The following is a 19252-nucleotide window of genomic DNA, read 5'->3' on the forward strand; positions in this document are numbered from 1 at the left end:
GGCGGCCGCGGCGTCGTGGCGGTTTCGCTACCGAGACCGATGCCCGAGCGGCGCTTGACCACGCCCGCACGCTGATCGCGCTCGGCGGCGAGAACGAGAAGAAGCGCGTCGAGATCGGTGACCTGATCGAGAGGCGATCAGCCGAAAAGAAGCCCTGCCCGACGTCGACGTCGTTCGCCGGAGGCTGGCGTGCGGCCGACCGGCTACGGAACGGCTCACCTGCGCCCGCTATCTCATCGAGTGGCTGCCTACCAGGAAGAGCCTGGCGAAGAACACCTACCGCAGCTACGAGTCGCACATCAGGCTCTACCTGGAACCGCACCTCGGACCGATCCTCGTCGAGGAACTCACGATCGCGGACATCTCCGACATGTTCGACCTGATCGAGGAGTTCAACTCGCGCATCGCAGAGCTGCGGGCGAGTAAGGACCCGGAGATGCGCCTCAAGGCGCGGTATCGGCGGCCGGTTGGCGTGACGTCGATGTACCGCATCCTGACGACGCTGCGGAAGGCCCTCAATGACCTGATCAAGACGGGGTTGATCACGTTCAACCCGGCGAAGTACGTCGAGTTGCCGCCGGCCAATCCGCCCAAGCCGTTGGTCTGGACCGACGCCCGCGTGGAGCGATGGCGCGAGACGGGCAAGGTCCCGGGGCGGGTGATGGTTTGGACGCCGGTCCAGACCGGCATCTTCCTCGACTGTGTGCTGGGGCACCGGTTGTACGCGTTGTTCCACCTCATCGCGTTCGCGGGTTTGCGTCGTGGTGAGGCGTGCGCGATGCACTGGGAGGACTTCGACGAGAAGGCGCAGGAGTTGGCCATCCGGTGGCAGCTGCTCCAGCTCGGCTGGGAGACAGAGTTGTCGACGCCGAAGACGGAGGACAGCGTCGCGGTCATCGCGCTGGATACAGGCACCGTGGTGGTGTTGGTCGAGCATCATGTGCTGCAGCGGGCCGAGCGTCGGGCGGCCGGCGAAGGCTGGCAGAACATAGGGCTGGCGTTCACCGAACTCGACGGGCGGCCGCTGCACCCGGCTCAGGTCACCGACCTGTTCAAGGAGCTGTGCGTGGAGGCCGGGTTGCCGCCGATCCGATTGCACGACCTTCGGCATGGCGCGGCGACCTTGGCCCTCGCCGCCGGGGTGGACATCAAGGTGGTGCAGGCCATGCTGCGGCATTCGTCGATCACTGTGACGGCGGACATGTACACATCGGTGCTGCCGGATGTGGCGCGGGCGGCGGCGGAGGCGACAGCGCGGATGGTGCCGCGCAAGCCGATGGAGTACCGCGTCGTGCCAGACCATGACGGTTTGACGCTCGGGCTCCCCTCGGGCCAGCAGGAGTCCATAATGGACAATGGAGGAGACGTGGTCGAATACAAAAACACCCAGGTCGATGTGGATATCGACCTGGGTGAAGGAAGTGCGGCGCCAGGGACTCGAACCCCGAACCCGCTGATTAAGAGTCAGCTGCTCTGCCAGTTGAGCTAGCGCCGCTCGACGAAGGTTTCCCGTGAGGGTTTCCCTCGCTGACGGGAGAAAGATTAGCACAGCCGTCGCGGCGTTTTCCAATCGGCTGGTCGGGGGCGGTCTGTGCAGGTCAGGGCCGGGATGGAGGCTGGTCGGGCGGAGGTGATCCGCGTCACTGGACTAAGGTTGACGCCTCGGTCCGGGGGAGGAGTGGCGGTGGGTCACGGAAGGTCGCCGAGAGGCCGCCCGAATCGGCGGTCGGGGGCGGAACCCACGCGCACGGCGGTCCGTTTCGGCGAGGCGGAACTGGCGAAGGACCCGGATCGGGACAGCGGCTGGCTGCTGTCGGTGAACGGCGTCGCGCAGTCCTATGTGGATCTGGCCGACCCTACGCACCTGGAGTTCGACTACGTGCGCCGCATCGGTGACGTGGTGGATCTGGCGCACCCGGCGGGAATGCCGCTTGACGTGCTGCACATCGGCGGCGGGGCGTGCACGATCCCGCGATATGTGGCGGCGACCAGGAAGGGCTCCCGCCAGCTGGTGATCGAGGCGGACGGCCCGCTGGTCGACCTGGTCCGCGAGCGCCTGGACCTGAGATCGGTGCCGCAGCTGAAGGTCCGTGTCGGCGACGGCCGCCGGGAGACCGCGACGAGACGGGACGACACGGCCGACCTGGTGATCGTCGACGCGTTCGAAAGCGCGCTGATGCCGGGCCCGCTGGCCACGCGGGAATACACCCGCGAAGTGCGCCGAGTGCTGCGCCCGCAGGGCACGTACGTGGCGAACCTGGCCGACGGGGGCGCCCTGCCCTTCGCCCGGCGGTTCGTGGCCACGCTGGGCGAGGTGTTCGAGCACGTGCTGGTGATGGCCGAGCCGGGAGTGTTCCGCGGCCGCCGGTTCGGCAACATCGTGGCCGCCGCCTCGGGCGCGGAGCTGCCGACCGCCGAGCTGACCCGGCGCACCGCCGGATCGGCCTTCCCGGCCCGCTGCGTCGCAGGTCAGGAGTTCGCGCGCAACGCGAAAGCCCTGTCCGACGATGAACCGGTCATCCCACCGCAGCCGCCACCGGACGCGCTGGGCCGGAGCTGACCGACACTTTCACACGTTCGGGGGAGCGTTTCCACCACCCAGACCGAGTAGACACTGCCAGGGTACGTCCGCTCGGACGCTTGTGAGCCGATCCCCGACCAAAGGAGCGAGCCGACCGGCGTGAACGATCACCCGCAGCGAGGTCCCGTCGACGACAGCTGGCGGACCGACCTGGCGCGCACGTGGGCGGCGGAGATCGCGAAGACGGTCTTCATCCCGATGTCGCACGCCAAGATCGTGCGCCTGCTGGCTCGGATGACCGGCACGCTGGTGGACGCCGTGTGCGCGGACTCGCCGGACACCGCGCAGATCACGGAGATCGGCACCGCCCTGGTCAACCGGGCCATCTCGGGCAAGGCCACGCTGGCCACCAGCCTGGCCGTGCTCGGCCGCGGCCTGCTGGCGCTGCCGGACCCGCCGCCCGACCTGCCGGAACGCGTGTTGACGGTGCTGAGCGTGCTGGCCGCGGGCTACGCCGACGCGCTGCGGGAACGGACCTACATCAGCCAGGAGGCGCTGAAGCGCTCCCTGATCAAGGCCAAGCGGGACACCGAGCGCAGCCTGGCCGACAGCGACGCCCGGCTGCGCGCGATCTTCTCCTCGTCCGCGGTCGGCATCGCGATCAGCGAGCCCAGCGGCAAGTTCGCCCAGACCAACGCCGCGCTGACCGAGATTCTCGGTTACGGGCCACCGGATCTGGCCGGCATGAGCGTGCAGGAGCTGGCCCACCCCGACGCCGCCGGCTGGCTCGCGGAGAGCATCGCCGACCTGCTGGCCGGCCGCCGCCCCAATTTTCGCGAACGCTGCCAGCTGGTGCACGCCGACGGCGAGTCCGTGTGGGCCTATCTCGCGGTGTCGCTGCTGCGGGACGACCACGACCAGCCGGCCTATCTGGTCACGATGGTCGAGGACGTCACCGAGCTGCACCTGCTCGGCGACCGGCTCGGCCACCAGTCGCTGCACGACATGGTGACCGGCCTGCCGAACCGGCAGTACTTCGTGTCCACTCTGGAGAGCACGCTGGGCCGTTCCCCGGCCGGTAGCCGGATCACGTTGTTCCACTTCGGACTCGACCGGTTCACCGTGGTCAACGACGGCCTCGGGCAGCACGTCGGCGACCAGCTGCTGCGGGCCGTCGGGCAGCGGCTGGAGAGCGTGTTCGCCGGCGAGACGGCGATGGTCGCCCGGCTCGGCGGCGACGAGTTCGCGGTTCTGTTGGAGGGCAAGGAAAGCACGCCCGGAGTGGGTGAATACGCGGCGCTGGTGCTGGACGCGCTGGCCAACCCGATGTTCATCGGCGGCGACGGCATCGCCGTCTCGACCTGCATGGGCATCGTCGACCGGGTCGACCCCGGCACCGACCCGGCCGAGCTGCTGCGGGCCGCCGACATGACGTTGCACCGGGCCAAACGCCGCGGCGCCGGCCAGTGGGATCTGTTCGACGCCAGGCAGGACGCCGCCGACCGATCCCGATTCCGTTTGGCCGCAACCATTCCCGGCGCGTTGCAGGCCGAGCAGCTGGACGTGGTCTACCAGCCGCTGCTGCGGTTCTCCGACGAGACGATGATCGGCATCACCGCCCGGCTGGCCTGGCGGCCGCCGGCGCAGCAGCCGCAGGTGCACCGGGACGTGCTGGCGCTGGCCGAGGAGACCGGCGTCGTGCTGCCGGTCGGCCGGTGGTGCATCCGCAAGGCCTGTCAGCAGGCCGCGCTGTGGTGGCGGGAGCACGGCGCCGGCGCGCCGTCCGTGGTCGTCGACCTGTCGGCCGGCCAGGCCCGCGACCCCGACCTGGTCGGGGTGGTCCGCCGCGAGCTGGACGCCGTCGAGCTGCCGGCCGAGCAGCTGCGCCTCGGAGTGGCCCTCGGCACGCCCGCGCAGAACGACGAGATCATCGACAACATCCTGGTACTGGCCGAGATGGGCATCGCATCGTCCCTTTTGGACTATGGCACCGAGCAGGCCGAACTGTTGCTGCGCGGGGAGTTCACGCTGCGCGCCGTCGTGCTCGATGCCCGGCTCGGCGACTCGCTGGCCGACGAGCGCACCGCCGACATCACCGAGCCGGTGGTGCGCAGCCTCGTCGACTTCGCCCACAGTCTCGGCCTGCCGGTGGCCGTCGGCGGTATCCGGCACGAGAACCACCTGCGCCGGCTGCGCGCCGTCGGCGTGGACGCCGGGCAGGGCGAGCCGCTGTCGCCGTCGGTGAGCGCGGACCGGATCAGAATTCCCCGGTAGGAGCAAGGAAGCGAGGAGCCATGTCAGGAGCGGTGGACTGGGTGCCGGCCGAGGTCGACATCGACGTTCCCAGCTCGGCCCGGATCTACGACTACGTCCTGGGCGGGGCGCACAACTTCGAGCGCGACCGCGTGATCGGCGACCAGCTGGCCCAGGTCGTGCCGGTGCGGGAGATGGCGCGGCTGAACCGCTCGTTCCTGCGGCGGGCCGTGCTGTTCCTCATCGACAACGGCATCCGCCAGTTCCTTGACATCGGGTCCGGCATCCCGACCGTGGGCAACGTGCACGAGATCGCCCACGAGGCCGACCCGTCCTGCCGTGTGGTGTACGTGGACTACGAGCCGGTGGCCGTGGCGCACAGCCAGCTCATCCTGCGCGGCGACCCGCAGGCCGTGATGGTCCAGTCCGACCTGCGTGAGCCGGAACGGGTGCTCAACGACCCGGAGACCCGGCGGATGCTCGACTTCGACCAGCCCATCGGGCTGCTCATGGTCGGCGTGCTCCAGTTCATCGCCGACGCCGACGATCCGGCCGGCGTGATCGCCCGCTACCGCGACGCCCTCCCGTCCGGCAGCTATCTGGCGCTGTCCCACTTCACGCCGGACAACATGGAGGAGGGCATGGCCAAGGCGGTCGGCGTGTTCTCACACAGCGCCGAGCCCATCCACCCCCGCACGCACGCTCAGGTCACCGCCATGTTCGACGGCCTCGACCTGGTCGAGCCGGGCGTGGTGTTCACCGCCAACTGGCGTCCCGAGTCCGCCGCCGACCAGGGCGACGACCCGGAGCACTCCGGCATCTACGCCGGCGTGGCCCGCAAGCCTTAGAGAAGCCGCGAAGCCGCCAGCATCCGCTCATACCGGACCTCCGGGTCCTGGTGTGGGCAGCTGGCGCACGCGGCGAACCCGGCGCGGTCGATGAGGCAGCAGGAAACCCGTCGCACCAACGGTTTTCCCTCGATCTCCACGAAACGAGCGGGCGGCAGCGGCGATCCCATCTCCGCCACCAGCCATGACGCCTGCGCCACGCCACGATCCGGGGCGCCCTGCTCCCGCCACACCCGGAGCAGCGTGTTGGCCACGGCGTCGGTGGTGATGGCCCACAACGGCGGCAGCCGCACGCCCGAGACCTCGGACAGCGTGACCAGCACGGGACTCACCGCGGCCCGCAGCGCCGCCGGCAGCTCGGCGACGTCGGCCAGCAGGCCGCCGGGATAGGCGTTCACGACCCGGCCGTCCTCGCCGACGTGCACCCGCAGCCGGTCGAGCGACGGGTCCGCAGCGAGATCGATCTCGGCCAGCCGGGTCAGCAACTCGGTCAGCAGCACGCTGCTCGTGCTGTACCACCACAGAGTCCCGGCGACACGATCATCGGTTGTCGACCATCGCCGCCGGCAGTCGGCCACGAACCGGGACATCACCGCCGGATCGGTCAGCGCCGTCCCGGACAGGATCTGTTCGGTCATGTGAAACGCCTGTCCGTCGTCGGCCGCCCGTCCACCGGCAATCGTAGTGCACGGTCACCGATGTGCTTGTCCGCCAACCGACAGGACGAGCCCGTCCGGCATCACCCGGGCGGGTGGTCCCGGCGGCGAAATGCGCGGCCAGCGCGGCCTACGGCGCTGCTCAGGTTGACAGCGGTCCGGTCGCTCGGGAGCATTCGCGCAGGCGAGTCGGGGAGTGAGTGGTGACCCAGCTGCGTCAAGCCGAGGTGGTGCTGCCGGTGGCCGAGTGCGGCCCCGATGGCCCGGTGTCGGCTCTTGGTGCGATCGGAGCGGTGCCGTGGCCGCGGCGGACGGCCCGGCCACGGGACCCGCGTCCGGTGCCGGCCGTGGTGCTGGAGAACGACCGGTTGATCGCGACCGTCCTCATCGGACGCGGCGGTCGGCTGCACTCGTTGTGGCACAGGCTGGAACACCGGCCGGTGCCGTTCTCCGTGTCGGCCTTCCGGCCGGCCAGCGGTGGCCCGGTGTTCGCCGCGCCGGTCGGCGAGGACACGCTGCGGGTGTGGGAGTGGGACACCGCGCGCGATCTGCCGTACCAGATCGACTTCGTGCTGTCCGACGGCGAGGCGCTGCGGGTCGACACCAAGATCCGGGATCCGCGCGGGCACACCGAGTGGGACGAGCAGACGCCCGGCGACCTGATCTCCGTCGGCTCCGGGTGGGGCGCGCTCGAGCTGACCCGGCTCGGTGTCCGGCTGCCCGGCAGCCCCTTCACCGCACTCGGTCCGGAACAGCGGCCGTGGCTGGAGTTGTTGCGCGGCAACATGGCCGCCACCGATCCCGAGCTGCCGCCCGGCCGCAGTCTGGTGTCCGGCCCGTGGCGGGCGATGCTGGAGACCGCGCCGGAGAACTGGCTCACCGCCTACCATCTCGGTGTCGCCCGGTGGCAGGCCAGGGAGAACGAGGCGGCCATCGCCGCGTGGCAGCGGTCCATCGAGCTGGCCGTGTCGCCGTGGGCGCTGCGCAACCTGGCCGTCGCGGAGTTCGGCTGCGGCCACGTCCGCGAGGCCGCCGAGCTGCTGACCGCCGCCGCCTGGTCCACGCCTACGGTGCCGGATCTGTCGGTGGAGGCCGTCGACCTGCTGCTGGCCGCCGGCCAGGCCGACGAGGCCGCCACCCTACTGCGCCGGGTGCCCGGCTAGACCGCGAAGGGGGCCAGGGTCAGGCCGGCCTCGAGTAGGCCGGCACGGACGCGGCGGGCGATCTCCACCGCGCCGGGGGTGTCGCCGTGCACGCACAATGACTGCGGCGTAACGGAAACCGTCGTGCCGTCGACCGCGGTGACGGTGCCCTCCACGGCCATACGCACGCAGCGAGCGACGATTTCCTCGACGTCATGCAGAACTGCGCCGGGCAGCCGTCGTGAGACCAGCTCGCCAGTGGGGGTGTACGCCCGGTCGGCGAACGCCTCGCGTACCGGCGTCAGCCCGGCGGATTCGGCCTGGCGCAAGGATTCCGAGCCCGGCAGGCCGAGTACCGGCAGCGTCGGGTCGTACCGGCGCACGGCGTCCACCACGGCCGCCGCCTGCGCCGCATTCGTCACGATCGCGTTGTACAGCGCGCCATGCGGCTTCACGTACCGCACGCGCGTGCCGGCGATGCGGGCGAAGCCGTCCAGCGCGGCGATCTGGTAGATCACGTCGTTGACCAGCTCCGCCGGGTCGACGTCGATGAACCGGCGGCCGAAGCCGGGCAGGTCCCGGTACCCGACCTGGGCCCCGATCGAGACGCCGCGCTCGGCTGCCCGCTCGGTCACCCGGCGCAGCACCGTCGGGTCGCCGGCGTGGAAGCCGCAGGCGACGTTCGCGCTGGTCACGACGTCGAGCAGGGCGTCGTCGTCGCCGAGCTGCCAGGCCCCGAAGCCCTCGCCGAGATCGCTGTTCAAGTCGATGACCGTCATGGCCACCAACCTAGGGCAGCAGCCCGTGCCGCCGGGCGGCCACCACCGCGGCCAGTCGCGAATGCACGTCCAGCTTGCGCATCGCGCTGCGCAGATAGCCCTTGACGGTCTCCGGCCGCACCCCCAGCCGCAGCGCCACCTCGGCGTTGGTCTGTCCCAGCGCAATCCCGGCCAACACGTCCAGCTCCCGGGCCGACACCGACGGCGTCGGGCCGTCCGGCGGCGCCCACGACGCGGCCAGGCGGGCACAGACGTCGTGCACCCGCTGCCGTAACGCCTCATCCGTTACTTCGGCGGCCAGCTGTCGGAGCTCCGCGTGCGCGGCCCGGACTTCCTCCCAGCCGCGCGGGGCCTTCACGTCCTCGATCCGGCTGCGTTGCGCATCCCGTACCGCCAGGCCCTGTTCCAGGTCCCGCGCGACCTCACGGGCGGCAGTGAGGACCCGGTCGCCCAGGGGCAGCGCCTGCCGCAGCGCCCCGTACAACACGGCCCGCACCACGCGGTTGACCACGACCGGCACGGCCACGATGGACCGCAGCCCCTCGGCCGTGACCGGCTGGTCGTACTGGTGGCTGATGCCGGCGGCGTGCGAGTAGTCGGTCACAGCCAGCGGCTTGGCCAGGGCGAGCGCCTTGCCGCCGAGGCCGTTGCCGCGGATCACGACCAGGTTGGCCAGCGAGTTGGTACTTGTACCGAGGAGTTCAGAAAGCTTCACGCCGCTCGGCCCGGCCAGGCCGCCGAAGGCGACCGGGAGCCCGGTGGTGGTGCGCATCGTGGCCAGCGCGTGGCGGACTTCCGCCCCGTCGTCCCGCATCGGTCCCCCTTTCCGGGGTGGCGCACCTCGTCGTCGCCCACCACCATCGCCTGCGTGACCGATACCGCATTCCGGGCGGCCCGCGACCTGCTGCTCGCCCACCGCGAAGACTACGCCGTCGTCAGGGACCGTTTCCGCTGGCCAGAGCTGGGCGAGTTCAACTGGGCGCTGGACTGGTTCGACGTCATCGCCGCCGGCAACGAGCGTCCGGCGCTGTGGATCGTCGAGCAGGACGGCAGCGAGCAGCGGGTCTCGTTCGCCGAGATGTCGCGGCGGTCGAACCAGGTGGCGAGTTGGTTGCGCGGACACGGCGTGCGACGCGGCGACCGGATCATCCTCATGCTCGGCAACCAGGTCGAGCTGTGGGAGACGATCCTCGCGGCGATGAAGCTGGGCGCTGTGCTGATCCCGGCCAGCACCCTGCTCGGCGCGGCTGACCTGCGGGATCGGGTCGAACGCGGGCAGGCCAAGCACGTGATCACCGGGCTGCCCGGCAGCTACGCGGACGTGCCCGGCGACTACACCAGGATCTCGGTCGGGTCGCCGGCCGACGGCTGGCTGGACTACGCGGATTCACTGAACGGCTCGGTACAGTTCGAGCCCGACGGCGTGACCAGGGCGGACGACACCCTGCTGCTGTACTTCACGTCCGGCACCACGGCCAAGCCGAAGCTGGTCGAGCACACCCACGCCTCGTACCCGGTCGGGCATCTGTCCACCATGTACTGGATCGGACTCGAACCGGGCGACGTGCACCTGAACATCTCCTCGCCGGGCTGGGCGAAACACGCGTGGAGCAACGTGTTCGCGCCGTGGAACGCCGAGGCGACGGTGTTCATCTACAACTACAGCCGATTCGACCCGGCCCGGCTGATGGCCGAGATGCAGCGCTGCGGCGTGACGAGCTTCTGCGCCCCGCCGACGGTGTGGCGGATGCTGATCCAGGCCGACCTCACGGCGCTGACCGCGCCGCCGCGCAAGGTCGTCGGCGCGGGCGAGCCACTCAACCCCGAGGTCATCGAGCAGGTGCGCAAAGCCTGGGGCGTCACGGTTCGCGACGGCTTCGGGCAGACCGAGACGACCGTGATGGTGGCCAACACGCCAGGACAGCCGATCAAGCCGGGCGCGATGGGCCGCCCGGTGCCCGGGTACCCGGTCGTGCTGGTCGACCCGGCGACCGGCGAGCTCGGCGACGAGGGCGAGATCTGCATCGACCTGACGCGGCGGCCGTTGGGATTGATGGTGGGCTACCACGGCGACGACGAGCGCAACGCCGAGGCGATGCGGGACGGGTACTACCACACCGGGGACGTCGGTTCCCGCGATGTGGACGGCTACCTGACCTACGTCGGCCGCGCCGACGACGTGTTCAAGGCCTCGGACTACCGGATCTCACCGTTCGAGCTGGAGAGTGTGCTGCTGGAGCACGACGCCGTCGCGGAGGCCGCGGTGGTGCCGTCGCCGGACCCGCTGCGGCTGGCCGTTCCCAAGGCGTACATCGTGCTTGCCGCAGGTTGGGCCGCCGATGCGGCCACCGCCGAGGCGATCTTCGCGCACTCCCGTGAGCATCTCGCGCCGTACAAGCGGATCCGCCGGCTTGAGTTCGCCGAGCTGCCCAAGACGATCTCCGGCAAGATCCGCCGGGTCGAGCTGCGCGTGGCCGAGCAGGACAAGCACAGCGGCCCCGAGCGTCCACATAGTGAACACCGTGAGGAGGACTTCCCCGCACTTCGTCAGGGCTGAGTTCTCACTCTCTAGGACTCGTTGACGCATCAATGGGTGCGCTGTTCGGATGGGCCGCGTGACCCTGTCCGTTCCGCGCCCCACCGCGTCGGCGTCCGACGACACCGCCGACCTTCGCGTGGTGCCCGCCCGCTACCCGTTGCGGTGGGCGGGCATCGCCGTCGTGCTCGTGCTGCTCGCGCAGTTCGTGCACGGCCTGGCCACCAACCCCGGTTGGGACTGGCCGACCTTCGCCGCCTTCTTCGCCAGCGGCGCCGTTGTCACCGCACTGGGCGTGACCCTCCAGCTCACCCTGTACGCCACCGTGCTCGGCTTCGCCGTCGGCGCGGTGCTGGCCCTGATGCGCTTGTCGCACAGCCGGTTCCTGCGCACGGTGGCGTGGGGCTACGTGTGGGCGTTCCGCTCGATCCCGCTGATCGTGCAGATCATCTTCTGGTTCAACGTCTCCTACCTGTATCCCAAGCTGGGTTTCGGGATTCCGTTCGGGCCGGTGTTGTTCACCGTGCCGACCCAGGACCTGTTCTCCCCGCTGGGCGCGGCCGTGATCGGGTTGACGCTGCACCAGGCCGCCTACTCGGCCGAGATCATCCGCTCCGGCGTGCTGGCCGTCGATTCGGGTCAACTGCAAGCCGCTGCCGCGCTGGGCATTCCCCGTGCTCGGCAGTTCCGGCGAATCGTGTTGCCGCAAGCGATGCGCTCGATCCTGCCCAACGCCGCCAACGAGGTGATCGGGCTGCTCAAGGGCACGTCGATCGTGTCGGTGGTGGCGATCAACGAGCTGTTCTACCAGGTCCAGGTGATCTACGGGCGCAACGCGCGGGTGGTGGCGCTGCTGATGGTCGCCACCGTCTGGTACGTGGTGCTGACGTCCGTGCTCTCACTCGTCCAGCACTACGTGGAACGCCGCTACGCCAGGGGATCGCGATGATCGAGATTCGGGACGTGCACAAGAGTTTCGGCCAGCACGAGGTGCTCAAGGGCGTCAGCCTGCACGTCGGCGCGGGCGAGGTCGCCGTGGTGCTCGGGCCGTCCGGCTCCGGCAAGTCCACGCTGCTGCGCAGCGTGAACCACCTGGAGAAGGTCGACCGCGGGCAGATCCGGGTGGACGGCGAGCTGATCGGCTACCGCCGGCGCGGCGACAAGCTGCACGAGCTCAAGGAACGCGATGTGCTCAAGCAGCGCAGCGCCATCGGCTTCGTGTTCCAGAACTTCAACCTGTTCCCGCATCTCACGGTGGTCGACAACATCGCCGAGGCGCCCGTCGCGACCGGCCGGTTGAGCCGGGAGTCGGCCCGGGCCAAGGCGTTGGCGCTGCTCGACCGGGTGGGACTTGCGGAGAAGGCTTCCTCGTACCCGCGCCAGCTCTCCGGCGGGCAGCAGCAGCGGGTGGCCATCGCCCGCGCGCTTGCCCTGGACCCCAAGGTGGTCCTGTTCGACGAGCCGACGTCGGCATTGGACCCAGAGCTCGTCGGCGAGGTGCTGGACGTGATGAAGGACTTGGCCCGCAGCGGCACCACGATGATCGTCGTCACGCACGAGATCGGCTTCGCCCGCGAGGTCGCCGACACCGTCGTGTTCATGGACGACGGCGTTGTGCTGGAACAGGGTCCGCCGGCCGAGGTGCTGGACCACCCGTCCCATGAGCGCACCAGATCGTTCCTTTCCAAGGTATTGTAGGAGGAAAGCGTTGTACACCAAGGTAGTTGCGCTGCTCGTGGCGGCGGCGACGTTGACCGCCTGCGGCGCCGCGGCGGGGTCGAGCGACGTCAGCCAGCAGCAGCCCCGCATCACCAGTGCCAAGGTCGATCGCATCGCCGCCGAAGTGCCGCAGGCGATCCGCGACCGCGGCACCCTCCAGGTGATCACCAGCGTCGGTACCGTGCCGCCATTGTCGTTCTACGACAACGACAACAAGACGCCGATCGGCGTCGAGGTGGACATCGCCGCACTGGTCGCCGACGTGTTGGGGCTCAAGACCCAGACCAACGTCGCCTCGTGGGAGAACGTGTTCGTCGGCCTCGATTCCGGCAAGTACGACGCCGGTTTCACCAACATCACCGTCACCGAGGCGCGCAAGGAGAAGTACGACTTCGCCACCTACCGCCTGGACAACGTCTCCTTCGAGGCGCGCAAGGGCAGCAACTGGAAGGTCTCCGGCGCGCCCGACGTCGCCGGCAGGACCATCGCCGTCTCCTCCGGCACCAACCAGGAGAAGCTGCTGCTCGACTGGAACGCCCAGAACGTCGCCAAGGGTCTCAAACCCGTTGACGTCAAGTACTTCCAGAACTCCACCGACTACTACCTGGCGCTGCAGTCCGGTCGTATCGACGCCTACCTCGGGCCCAACCCCACCGCCGCCTACCACGTGAAGTCGTCCGGGCAGACCGAGATCGTCGGCACCATCTCCGGCGCCGGCCCCACCCTGCAGGGCGAGATCGCCGCCACCACCAAGAAGGGCAACGGCTTGGTCCAGGCCCTCAACGACGCCTTGAACCAGATCATCGCCGACGGCAGCTACCGCAAGGTCCTCGACCGCTGGGGCCTCGGCAACGAGGCCGTGCCCAAGTCGGTGATCAACCCGCCCGGCCTGCCCAGGACCTGACCGGCCACCCGGCTTTCAGCCCGCTGAAGGCCACCCCTTCGCCTCTCCCGCCACCGCCGCTTCGCCCGCTTTAATGCCTGCATGGTGGAGTTGGTGATCCTGGGGCTGCTCGCCGCCGGTCCGGCGCACGGATACGAGCTCCGCCTGCGGATTCCGGAGATCACCGGCCACGGCCGGCCGGTCGCCGACGGCACGCTCTACCCGGCGATCAAACGGCTCACCGCGGCCGGGCTGCTCAGCCGGCAGGCCCGTCCGGGCCGGGTGGCCGCGCCCAGACAGGTGCTGACCCTTACATCGGCCGGCCAGGTCGAGCTGACTCGCCGGCTGGCCCTCGTCGACGTGGCCGACGACCCGACCTGGCTGACGGCGCTGGCCTTCCTCACCGTGCTGCCCGACCCGGCCGAACTCCTGCGGCGTCGGCTGGAGGTGCTGGAGGCCAGGGCGCTGCCGGCGGCGACCGACCCGTACCAACAGTGCCGGCTTGAGGTGCTGGCGGCCGGCCGCGCGGCGGAACTGGCCTGGCTGCGGGCCCGCGTGGCCTAGCCCGAGCGGGTGATCCCGGCCGTTGGGTTCGCGGTGTGGTGATGATCGCGTACCGTTTACCTCCGTGTCGGACGAGTCGGTCAGCAACGAGCTCTCGGGCGACAACGCCGGAATCGTCATCCAGGCGCGCGACATCACCGGGCCGGTCACGATCTACCAGCACGCGCCGGTCGTCCCGCGCCAGCTGCCGGCCCGGCTGCCGCACTTCGTGAACCGCGTCGACCTGCTGGCCCGCGCGGAAAGCCTGCTGTCGGCCGATCCGCAGGTGCCGACGCGGGTCGCGGTGCTCACCGGGTTGGCGGGCAGCGGAAAGACCCGGGCCGCGGGCGAACTCGCCGGCAGCCGGCCGACTCCGTTCCCGGGTGGGGAGCTGTACGTCGACCTGCGCGGCCGGACGGTCCGGGACGCGCTGAGCGCCTGTGTCCGCAGCTACGGCGTCCAGGACGAGCTGATCCCGGAAAGCCTGCCGGAGCTGACCACTCTCTACCGCAGCTGCGCGGCCGGCCGGGCGTCGCTGGTGGTGCTGGACGACGTCACCGAGCCGGCGCAGGTGTATCCGTTCCTGCCCAACGGCTCCGGCAGCGTCGTGCTCGTCACCAGCAACGACCGATTGGCGGAACTGATCGGCCAGCTCGGCGCCGAAGTGCTGATGGTGGAACCGCTCAACGCCGAGCACGGTCGGGCCCTGCTGGCCGGCATCGCCGGCCCGGCGCGCCTGGACGCCGAGTCGGCGGCGACCGACGAGCTCGTCACGCTGTGCGAGGGCCTGCCGATCGCGCTGCGCACCGCCGGCACGCGACTGGTGGAGCGGCGATCGATGCGGGTGGGCAAGCTCGTCGCCGACATCAGGGCCCGGGGCATCGACTCGGTGTCGGCCCTGTTCTCCGTGGTGTACCAGGATCTTTCCGACGACAACGCGCGGCTGTACCGGCGGCTGAGCATGCTGCCGGTGGTCGATTTCGCCGAGCGGCTGGCCGACGAGGCCACCGGCACGCCGGGCTCACTGGACCGGCTGGTCGCGGTGAATCTCTTGACCGAGCAGGACAACGGCCGCTTTCGCTTCCACAGCCTGGTGTTGCGGCACGCCGAGGAGCAGGCGCTGGCCGGTGAGTCGGCGACCGAGCGCGAAGGCGTTGTGCTGCGGTCGATCCAGTACTACCTGCGCCGGACGGCGTTGGCCGATCAACACCTTCTCGGTCCTGGACGGCTGCGTTTCACGCCGGCGCCGGAGCCGTTGGACGATCCGTGGGACGGGCTCGAACCCTATGCCTGGCTGGACGCCGAGCGTCAGAACCTGCTCGCCACCGTGCGCGCGGCCCACACTTTCGGTTGGCACGACGAGGCTTGGCAGCTGGCCGAGAGCCTGACCGCGTTGTACCTGGGTAAGCGCTATCTGGCCGACTGGATCGAGTCCAGCGAGATCGGTGCGCGGGCGGCCGGCGAGGTCGGCAACCGGCGGGTGGAGGCGCGGCTGCGCAGCTTCATGTCGCGGGCGTTGCTGGACCTTCACGATGTCGACCGCGCGCGGCGGCAACTGGATCTGGCGTTGCCGCTGGCCGAGGAGTCGGGCGATGTGCGGCTGCTGGCCTCGGTGTGGGAGCTGATCGGACGGTTCCGTGACAACATCGGCGATCCGGCGGGCGCGATCGAGGCGTACGAGCGGGCCATTGCCGAGTTCGCCAAGGAGGACGACCGGCGCGGCATCGCGTTCGTGACGATGTTCCTGGGCATGGCGCAGCTGGCCCAGGAACGCTACGGCGAGGCCGAATCCACGCTGCGGCAGGCGATCGAGCTGTGCCGGGCGGTGGGGGACGAGCGGATGGCGGCGCGGGCGGGGATCGGGCTCGGGACCGTCCACATGCGACTCGGTCGGATCGACGCGGCCCGGACTGTACTGGTTGGTTCACTTGAGGCGCTGGAGGACGGCGGCCATCTGAACTACGTGGTACAGGCCCGGGAGGCGCTGGCCGATCTGGCCGCGCTGACCGGCGACGAGACGGAGCGGCGGGCCCAGCTGGCCAAGGCGCTGGAGATCCAGGAGCAGTTCGGCGGCCCCGAGGTGGAGCGGCTACGGGCCAAGCTCGGCGAGTGAAACCCGTTGCCCGGCAACGGTTAGCTGCTGGGTGAGCGGACACTGGGCAGTGACGCAGGCGTAGACGGCCGAGGCCAGCAGCATGGGGTCGGGCGAGCCGGCGACGGCGACACGGCGGCCGTCCCGTACGGCGGCGAAGCAGCCGGTGGGGGTGGCCGCCGCGACGACCACGGCCCCGTGCAAGGGCAGGTTGCGCGCGACCCAGCCGGCGGGATCGGGCCTGATATCGGCCCTGACCAGCACCGATGCCAGCTCGGCCAGGCGCAGGTCGGACTCGTCCTCCCGGACGGCGAGGTGCTGGTCGGGCTGCCGGGCGCTCGCGGCGCGAGGGAAACGGTCGATGGCCAGCGTGTCAGGCCCGGTGAAGACCGCCCGCACGTTGAACGCGGTGACAGGCTCGGCCGACACCGGGGCGTCGGGGACGCGGGGGAGCGGCGGGTCTTCACCAGGCGCAAGCTCGAGCTCGCGGTACAGCGCATCCCGCAGCCGACCAGTGGACGTGCCGACATGGGCGAAGACCCGGCCGGTCAGCGGGCCGAACACCGCGGGATCGTGCTCGGCGATCGCCTGATCGACCTGTTTACGCAGGTCAGCGTCGAGATCGAGGTGCGAGGCCAGACGGCCGAGGGCATCAACGGGGGTGTCGGGCACGACCTCGTCGCCGTAGCCGGTGAGCAGCAGCGGCTTGCCGAGCGCGGCGGCGTACAGGGAAATCGAGCCGTGGTCACCGATCACGAGATGGGCGGCGACGAGCGCGGCGTGCCATCCCCGCTCGGGCGGCAACAGCACCAAACCCGCATTGGTGGCGTGGTGCAGCCACCGGCGCACGTCCACGTCGTGCTCGACCCATACGTTCGGATGCACGGCCATGGCCACCTGGTACCGGTCGGCCGGCAGCGTGCCCAGCAGCCGCGTCGCGAGGTCCCGCACCCGCCCGAGCTGCGAGGTCGCGCCCCAGGTCGAGGACAGGAAGACCAGCCGCCGGTCGCCGGTGCCGAGGCGGTGCCGGTAGTGCTCGGCCAGCCGCAGGCTGCCGCGCAGCTGGTCGTACACCGGATCGCCGGTGACCACGGTGTGCCCGTCGATCTCCGGGCAGGCGGCCAGCAGCTGTTCACGCTGGTCAGGATGGGCAAGCACGACGGTCACCCGGCCGGTCCGCAACGCCTCGGCCGGCGGCAGGCCGGCCAGCCGCGGCCCGTCGGCCGAGGGCACGATCTTGTTGAAGCCGATGCCGTGCGGCAGCACCAGCACCCGCTGCTCGACGTGCAGGTCCTGGAAGTCGAGGTTCTCGCTGGCCGACACCAGCAGCCCGTACCGGGTCTGCCGGACGTCCGGCCACGGGATCAGCCGCCGCACCCCGGCCGCGCCCAGCACCTCACGCGCACCTGTACTGAACCGGCTGGTTTCGTTCACGGTGAAGCGCAGCTGCACCCGGTCGTCCGCGCCGAAGAACCACATCGTGTCCAGCAGCCGGATGGTCGACGTGGTGGTGCGGCCGGCGAACACCACCGTGCGCGCGGGCGAGCGCGTCTGCCACCGCGAGTCACCACCGGGCAATTCCATTGCCCCGCAACACTAGCGGGTCAGCGCCGGTCGAACACCTTGCCGTCGACGACCTCGATGTGCCGGGTGGTCTGCACCGCCGCCAGCATCCGCCGGTCGTGCGTGACCAGCAGCAACGTGCCCGGGTAGTTGGCCAGCGCCGACTCCAGCTGCTCGATCGCCGCCAGGTCCAGGTGGTTCGTCGGCTCGTCCAGCACCAGCAGGTTCACCCCGCGGGCCTGCAACAACGCCAGCGCGGCCCGGGTGCGCTCGCCCGGGGACAGCGTCACCGCCGGCCGAAGCACGTGGTTGGCCCCGAGCCCGAACTTGGCCAGCAGCGTCCGGACCTCGGCCGGCACCAGCTCGGGCACGGCCGCGCCGAACGAGTCCAGCAGCGTCGCGTCGCCGAAGAACAGCTGCCGGGCCTGGTCGACCTCGCCGACGACGACCCCGTGGCCGAGCGCCGCGTTGCCCTCGTCGAGATCGACCCGGCCGAGCAGGGCCGCGAGCAGCGTGGACTTGCCGGCGCCGTTGGCCCCGGTGATGGCGACCTTGTCGGCCCAGTCGATCTGGAGGTCCACCGGGCCGAGGGTGAAGTCGCCGCGCCGGACGACGGCCCCGCGCAGCGTCGCCACCACCGACCCGGAACGGGGCGCGGCGGCGATCTCCATCCGCAGCTCCCACTCCTTGCGCGGCTCCTCGACGACGTCCAGCCGCTCCAGCAGCTTGTCCGTCTGCCGGGCCTTGGCCGCCTGCTTCTCGCTGGACTCGATGCGCTTGCGCTTGCCGTTCTTGTCGTTGTCCTTCGGGAAGCGGATCGCGTTGCGCACGCCCTTGTCGGCCCAGGCCCGCTGCATCCGGGCCCGCTCCTCCAGCGAGGACTTGGTGTCGGCGTACTCCTCGTACTCCTCGCGGGCGTGCCGGCGGGCGGTGGCCCGCTCCTCCAGGTACGACTCGTAGCCGCCGCCGTAGGTGTTGACCTGCTGCTGGGCCAGGTCCAGCTCGACAACGCGGGTCACCGTGCGGGCCAGGAACTCGCGGTCGTGGCTGATCAGCACCGTGCCGGCCCGCAGCTCCGAGACGAACCGCTCCAGCCGGCCGAGGCCGTCCAGGTCCAGGTCGTTGGTCGGCTCGTCGAGCAGGAAGATGTCGTACCGGCTGAGCAGCAGCGAGGCCATGCCGGTGCGGGCCGCCTGGCCGCCGGACAGCGAGGTCATCGCCTGGTCGAGGCCGACGGCCAGGCCGAGGTCGGCGATCACCTCGTCGATCCGCTCGTCCAGGTCGGCGCCGCCGAGCGCCAGCCAGCGGTCCAGGCTCACCGCGTACGCGTCGTCGGCGCCGGGCCGGCCCTCGGTCAGCGCCTCAGTGGCCGTGTCCAGGTCGAGCTGGGCCTGCGTGACGCCGGTGCGGCGGCCGAGGAACGCCCGGACGGTCTCGCCCGGGCGGCGCTCCGGCTCCTGCGGCAGGTGCCCGACGGTGGCGGTCGGCGGGTTCAGCCGGATCGACCCCTGCTCGGGCCGGAGCAGCCCGGCCAGCGTCTGCAGCAGGGTCGACTTGCCAGCGCCGTTCACGCCGACCAGCCCGATCACGTCGCCGGGGGCGACGACCAGGTCCAGGCCGGTGAACAGCACGCGGTCCCCATGCCCGGCGGCAAGGTCCTTGGCTACGAGTGTGGCGCTCATCAGAGCCGGAATCCTACTGGAGGGCGGATTCGAGG

At 70.5% G+C, this 19252-nt stretch carries 15 protein-coding genes, 1 tRNA gene and 1 pseudogene; 11 read left to right on the forward strand and 6 right to left on the reverse strand.

Annotated features, from left to right (window positions below):
- Nucleotides 1-661: 661 nt before the first annotated feature.
- Nucleotides 662-1156, forward strand: a pseudogene (locus M3Q35_RS42710) (tyrosine-type recombinase/integrase); the annotation flags it as partial.
- Between the two features lie 266 nt (nucleotides 1157-1422).
- On the opposite strand, the gene M3Q35_RS42715 reads toward M3Q35_RS42710, so the two are convergent.
- Nucleotides 1423-1495, reverse strand: a tRNA-Lys gene (locus M3Q35_RS42715).
- A 189-nt stretch (nucleotides 1496-1684) separates the two neighbouring features.
- On the opposite strand from M3Q35_RS42715, the gene M3Q35_RS42720 reads away from it, so the two are divergent.
- From M3Q35_RS42720 to M3Q35_RS42730, 3 genes are all read left to right on the forward strand, one after another.
- Nucleotides 1685-2560, forward strand: coding sequence for a spermidine synthase (locus M3Q35_RS42720; RefSeq protein ID WP_379794567.1), 876 nt, complete (start codon nucleotides 1685-1687; stop codon nucleotides 2558-2560).
- Nucleotides 2561-2680: 120 nt separating this feature from the next.
- Nucleotides 2681-4795, forward strand: coding sequence for a putative bifunctional diguanylate cyclase/phosphodiesterase (locus M3Q35_RS42725; protein ID WP_273938287.1), 2115 nt, complete (start codon nucleotides 2681-2683; stop codon nucleotides 4793-4795).
- Between the two features lie 20 nt (nucleotides 4796-4815).
- The gene (locus M3Q35_RS42730; RefSeq protein WP_273938288.1) at nucleotides 4816-5622 is read left to right on the forward strand and encodes an SAM-dependent methyltransferase; all 807 of its coding nucleotides are present in this window, start codon (nucleotides 4816-4818) and stop codon (nucleotides 5620-5622) included.
- Here the strand turns inward: M3Q35_RS42730 and M3Q35_RS42735 are convergent.
- Nucleotides 5619-6260, reverse strand: a complete 642-nt coding sequence (locus M3Q35_RS42735) for a (2Fe-2S)-binding protein (RefSeq protein ID WP_273938289.1) — start codon at nucleotides 6258-6260, stop codon at nucleotides 5619-5621. The two genes, M3Q35_RS42730 and M3Q35_RS42735, sit on opposite strands and share 4 nt — an antisense overlap.
- A 221-nt stretch (nucleotides 6261-6481) precedes the next feature.
- Between M3Q35_RS42735 and M3Q35_RS42740 the strand changes: the two genes are divergently transcribed.
- Nucleotides 6482-7441 carry a hypothetical protein gene (locus M3Q35_RS42740; protein WP_273938290.1) on the forward strand — a complete coding sequence of 320 codons (960 nt, stop codon included), beginning with the start codon at nucleotides 6482-6484 and terminating at the stop codon, nucleotides 7439-7441.
- Here M3Q35_RS42740 and M3Q35_RS42745 read toward each other — a convergent pair.
- Nucleotides 7438-8199: a LamB/YcsF family protein gene (locus tag M3Q35_RS42745; protein ID WP_273938291.1), complete on the reverse strand. Its 762-nt coding sequence runs from the start codon at nucleotides 8197-8199 to the stop codon at nucleotides 7438-7440. The two genes, M3Q35_RS42740 and M3Q35_RS42745, sit on opposite strands and share 4 nt — an antisense overlap.
- Before the next feature lie 10 nt (nucleotides 8200-8209).
- Nucleotides 8210-9013 (reverse strand): helix-turn-helix transcriptional regulator, encoded by an 804-nt coding sequence (locus M3Q35_RS42750; protein WP_273938292.1) that lies wholly within the window; start codon nucleotides 9011-9013, stop codon nucleotides 8210-8212.
- Nucleotides 9014-9067: 54 nt separating this feature from the next.
- Here M3Q35_RS42750 and M3Q35_RS42755 point away from each other — a divergent pair, with 54 nt between their 5' ends.
- The 6 genes from M3Q35_RS42755 (at nucleotide 9068) to M3Q35_RS42780 (ending at nucleotide 15993) form a co-directional block, all read left to right on the forward strand.
- Nucleotides 9068-10756: an AMP-binding protein gene (locus M3Q35_RS42755; RefSeq protein WP_273938293.1), complete on the forward strand. Its 1689-nt coding sequence runs from the start codon at nucleotides 9068-9070 to the stop codon at nucleotides 10754-10756.
- 49 nt (nucleotides 10757-10805) lie between these two features.
- Nucleotides 10806-11684: an amino acid ABC transporter permease gene (locus tag M3Q35_RS42760; protein ID WP_273938294.1), complete on the forward strand. Its 879-nt coding sequence runs from the start codon at nucleotides 10806-10808 to the stop codon at nucleotides 11682-11684.
- Nucleotides 11681-12433, forward strand: a complete 753-nt coding sequence (locus M3Q35_RS42765; protein ID WP_273938295.1) for an amino acid ABC transporter ATP-binding protein — start codon at nucleotides 11681-11683, stop codon at nucleotides 12431-12433. The genes M3Q35_RS42760 and M3Q35_RS42765 overlap by 4 nt, the downstream gene beginning before the upstream one ends.
- Nucleotides 12434-12443: 10 nt before the next feature.
- Nucleotides 12444-13358: an ABC transporter substrate-binding protein gene (locus tag M3Q35_RS42770; RefSeq protein ID WP_273938296.1), complete on the forward strand. Its 915-nt coding sequence runs from the start codon at nucleotides 12444-12446 to the stop codon at nucleotides 13356-13358.
- Between the two features lie 81 nt (nucleotides 13359-13439).
- Nucleotides 13440-13901 carry a PadR family transcriptional regulator gene (locus tag M3Q35_RS42775; protein ID WP_273938297.1) on the forward strand — a complete coding sequence of 154 codons (462 nt, stop codon included), beginning with the start codon at nucleotides 13440-13442 and terminating at the stop codon, nucleotides 13899-13901.
- A 64-nt stretch (nucleotides 13902-13965) separates the two neighbouring features.
- Nucleotides 13966-15993, forward strand: a complete 2028-nt coding sequence (locus M3Q35_RS42780; RefSeq protein ID WP_273938298.1) for a tetratricopeptide repeat protein — start codon at nucleotides 13966-13968, stop codon at nucleotides 15991-15993.
- Here the strand turns inward: M3Q35_RS42780 and M3Q35_RS42785 are convergent.
- Together M3Q35_RS42785 and M3Q35_RS42790 are read right to left on the reverse strand one after the other, a co-directional pair.
- The gene (locus M3Q35_RS42785) at nucleotides 15970-17556 is read right to left on the reverse strand and encodes a hypothetical protein (RefSeq protein WP_273938299.1); all 1587 of its coding nucleotides are present in this window, start codon (nucleotides 17554-17556) and stop codon (nucleotides 15970-15972) included. The genes M3Q35_RS42780 and M3Q35_RS42785 overlap by 24 nt on opposite strands.
- A 20-nt stretch (nucleotides 17557-17576) precedes the next feature.
- Nucleotides 17577-19217: an ABC-F family ATP-binding cassette domain-containing protein gene (locus M3Q35_RS42790; protein ID WP_273938300.1), complete on the reverse strand. Its 1641-nt coding sequence runs from the start codon at nucleotides 19215-19217 to the stop codon at nucleotides 17577-17579.
- Nucleotides 19218-19252: the final 35 nt, after the last annotated feature.

The sequence above is a fragment of the Kutzneria chonburiensis genome (assembly GCF_028622115.1).
Taxonomy (GTDB): domain Bacteria; phylum Actinomycetota; class Actinomycetes; order Mycobacteriales; family Pseudonocardiaceae; genus Kutzneria; species Kutzneria chonburiensis.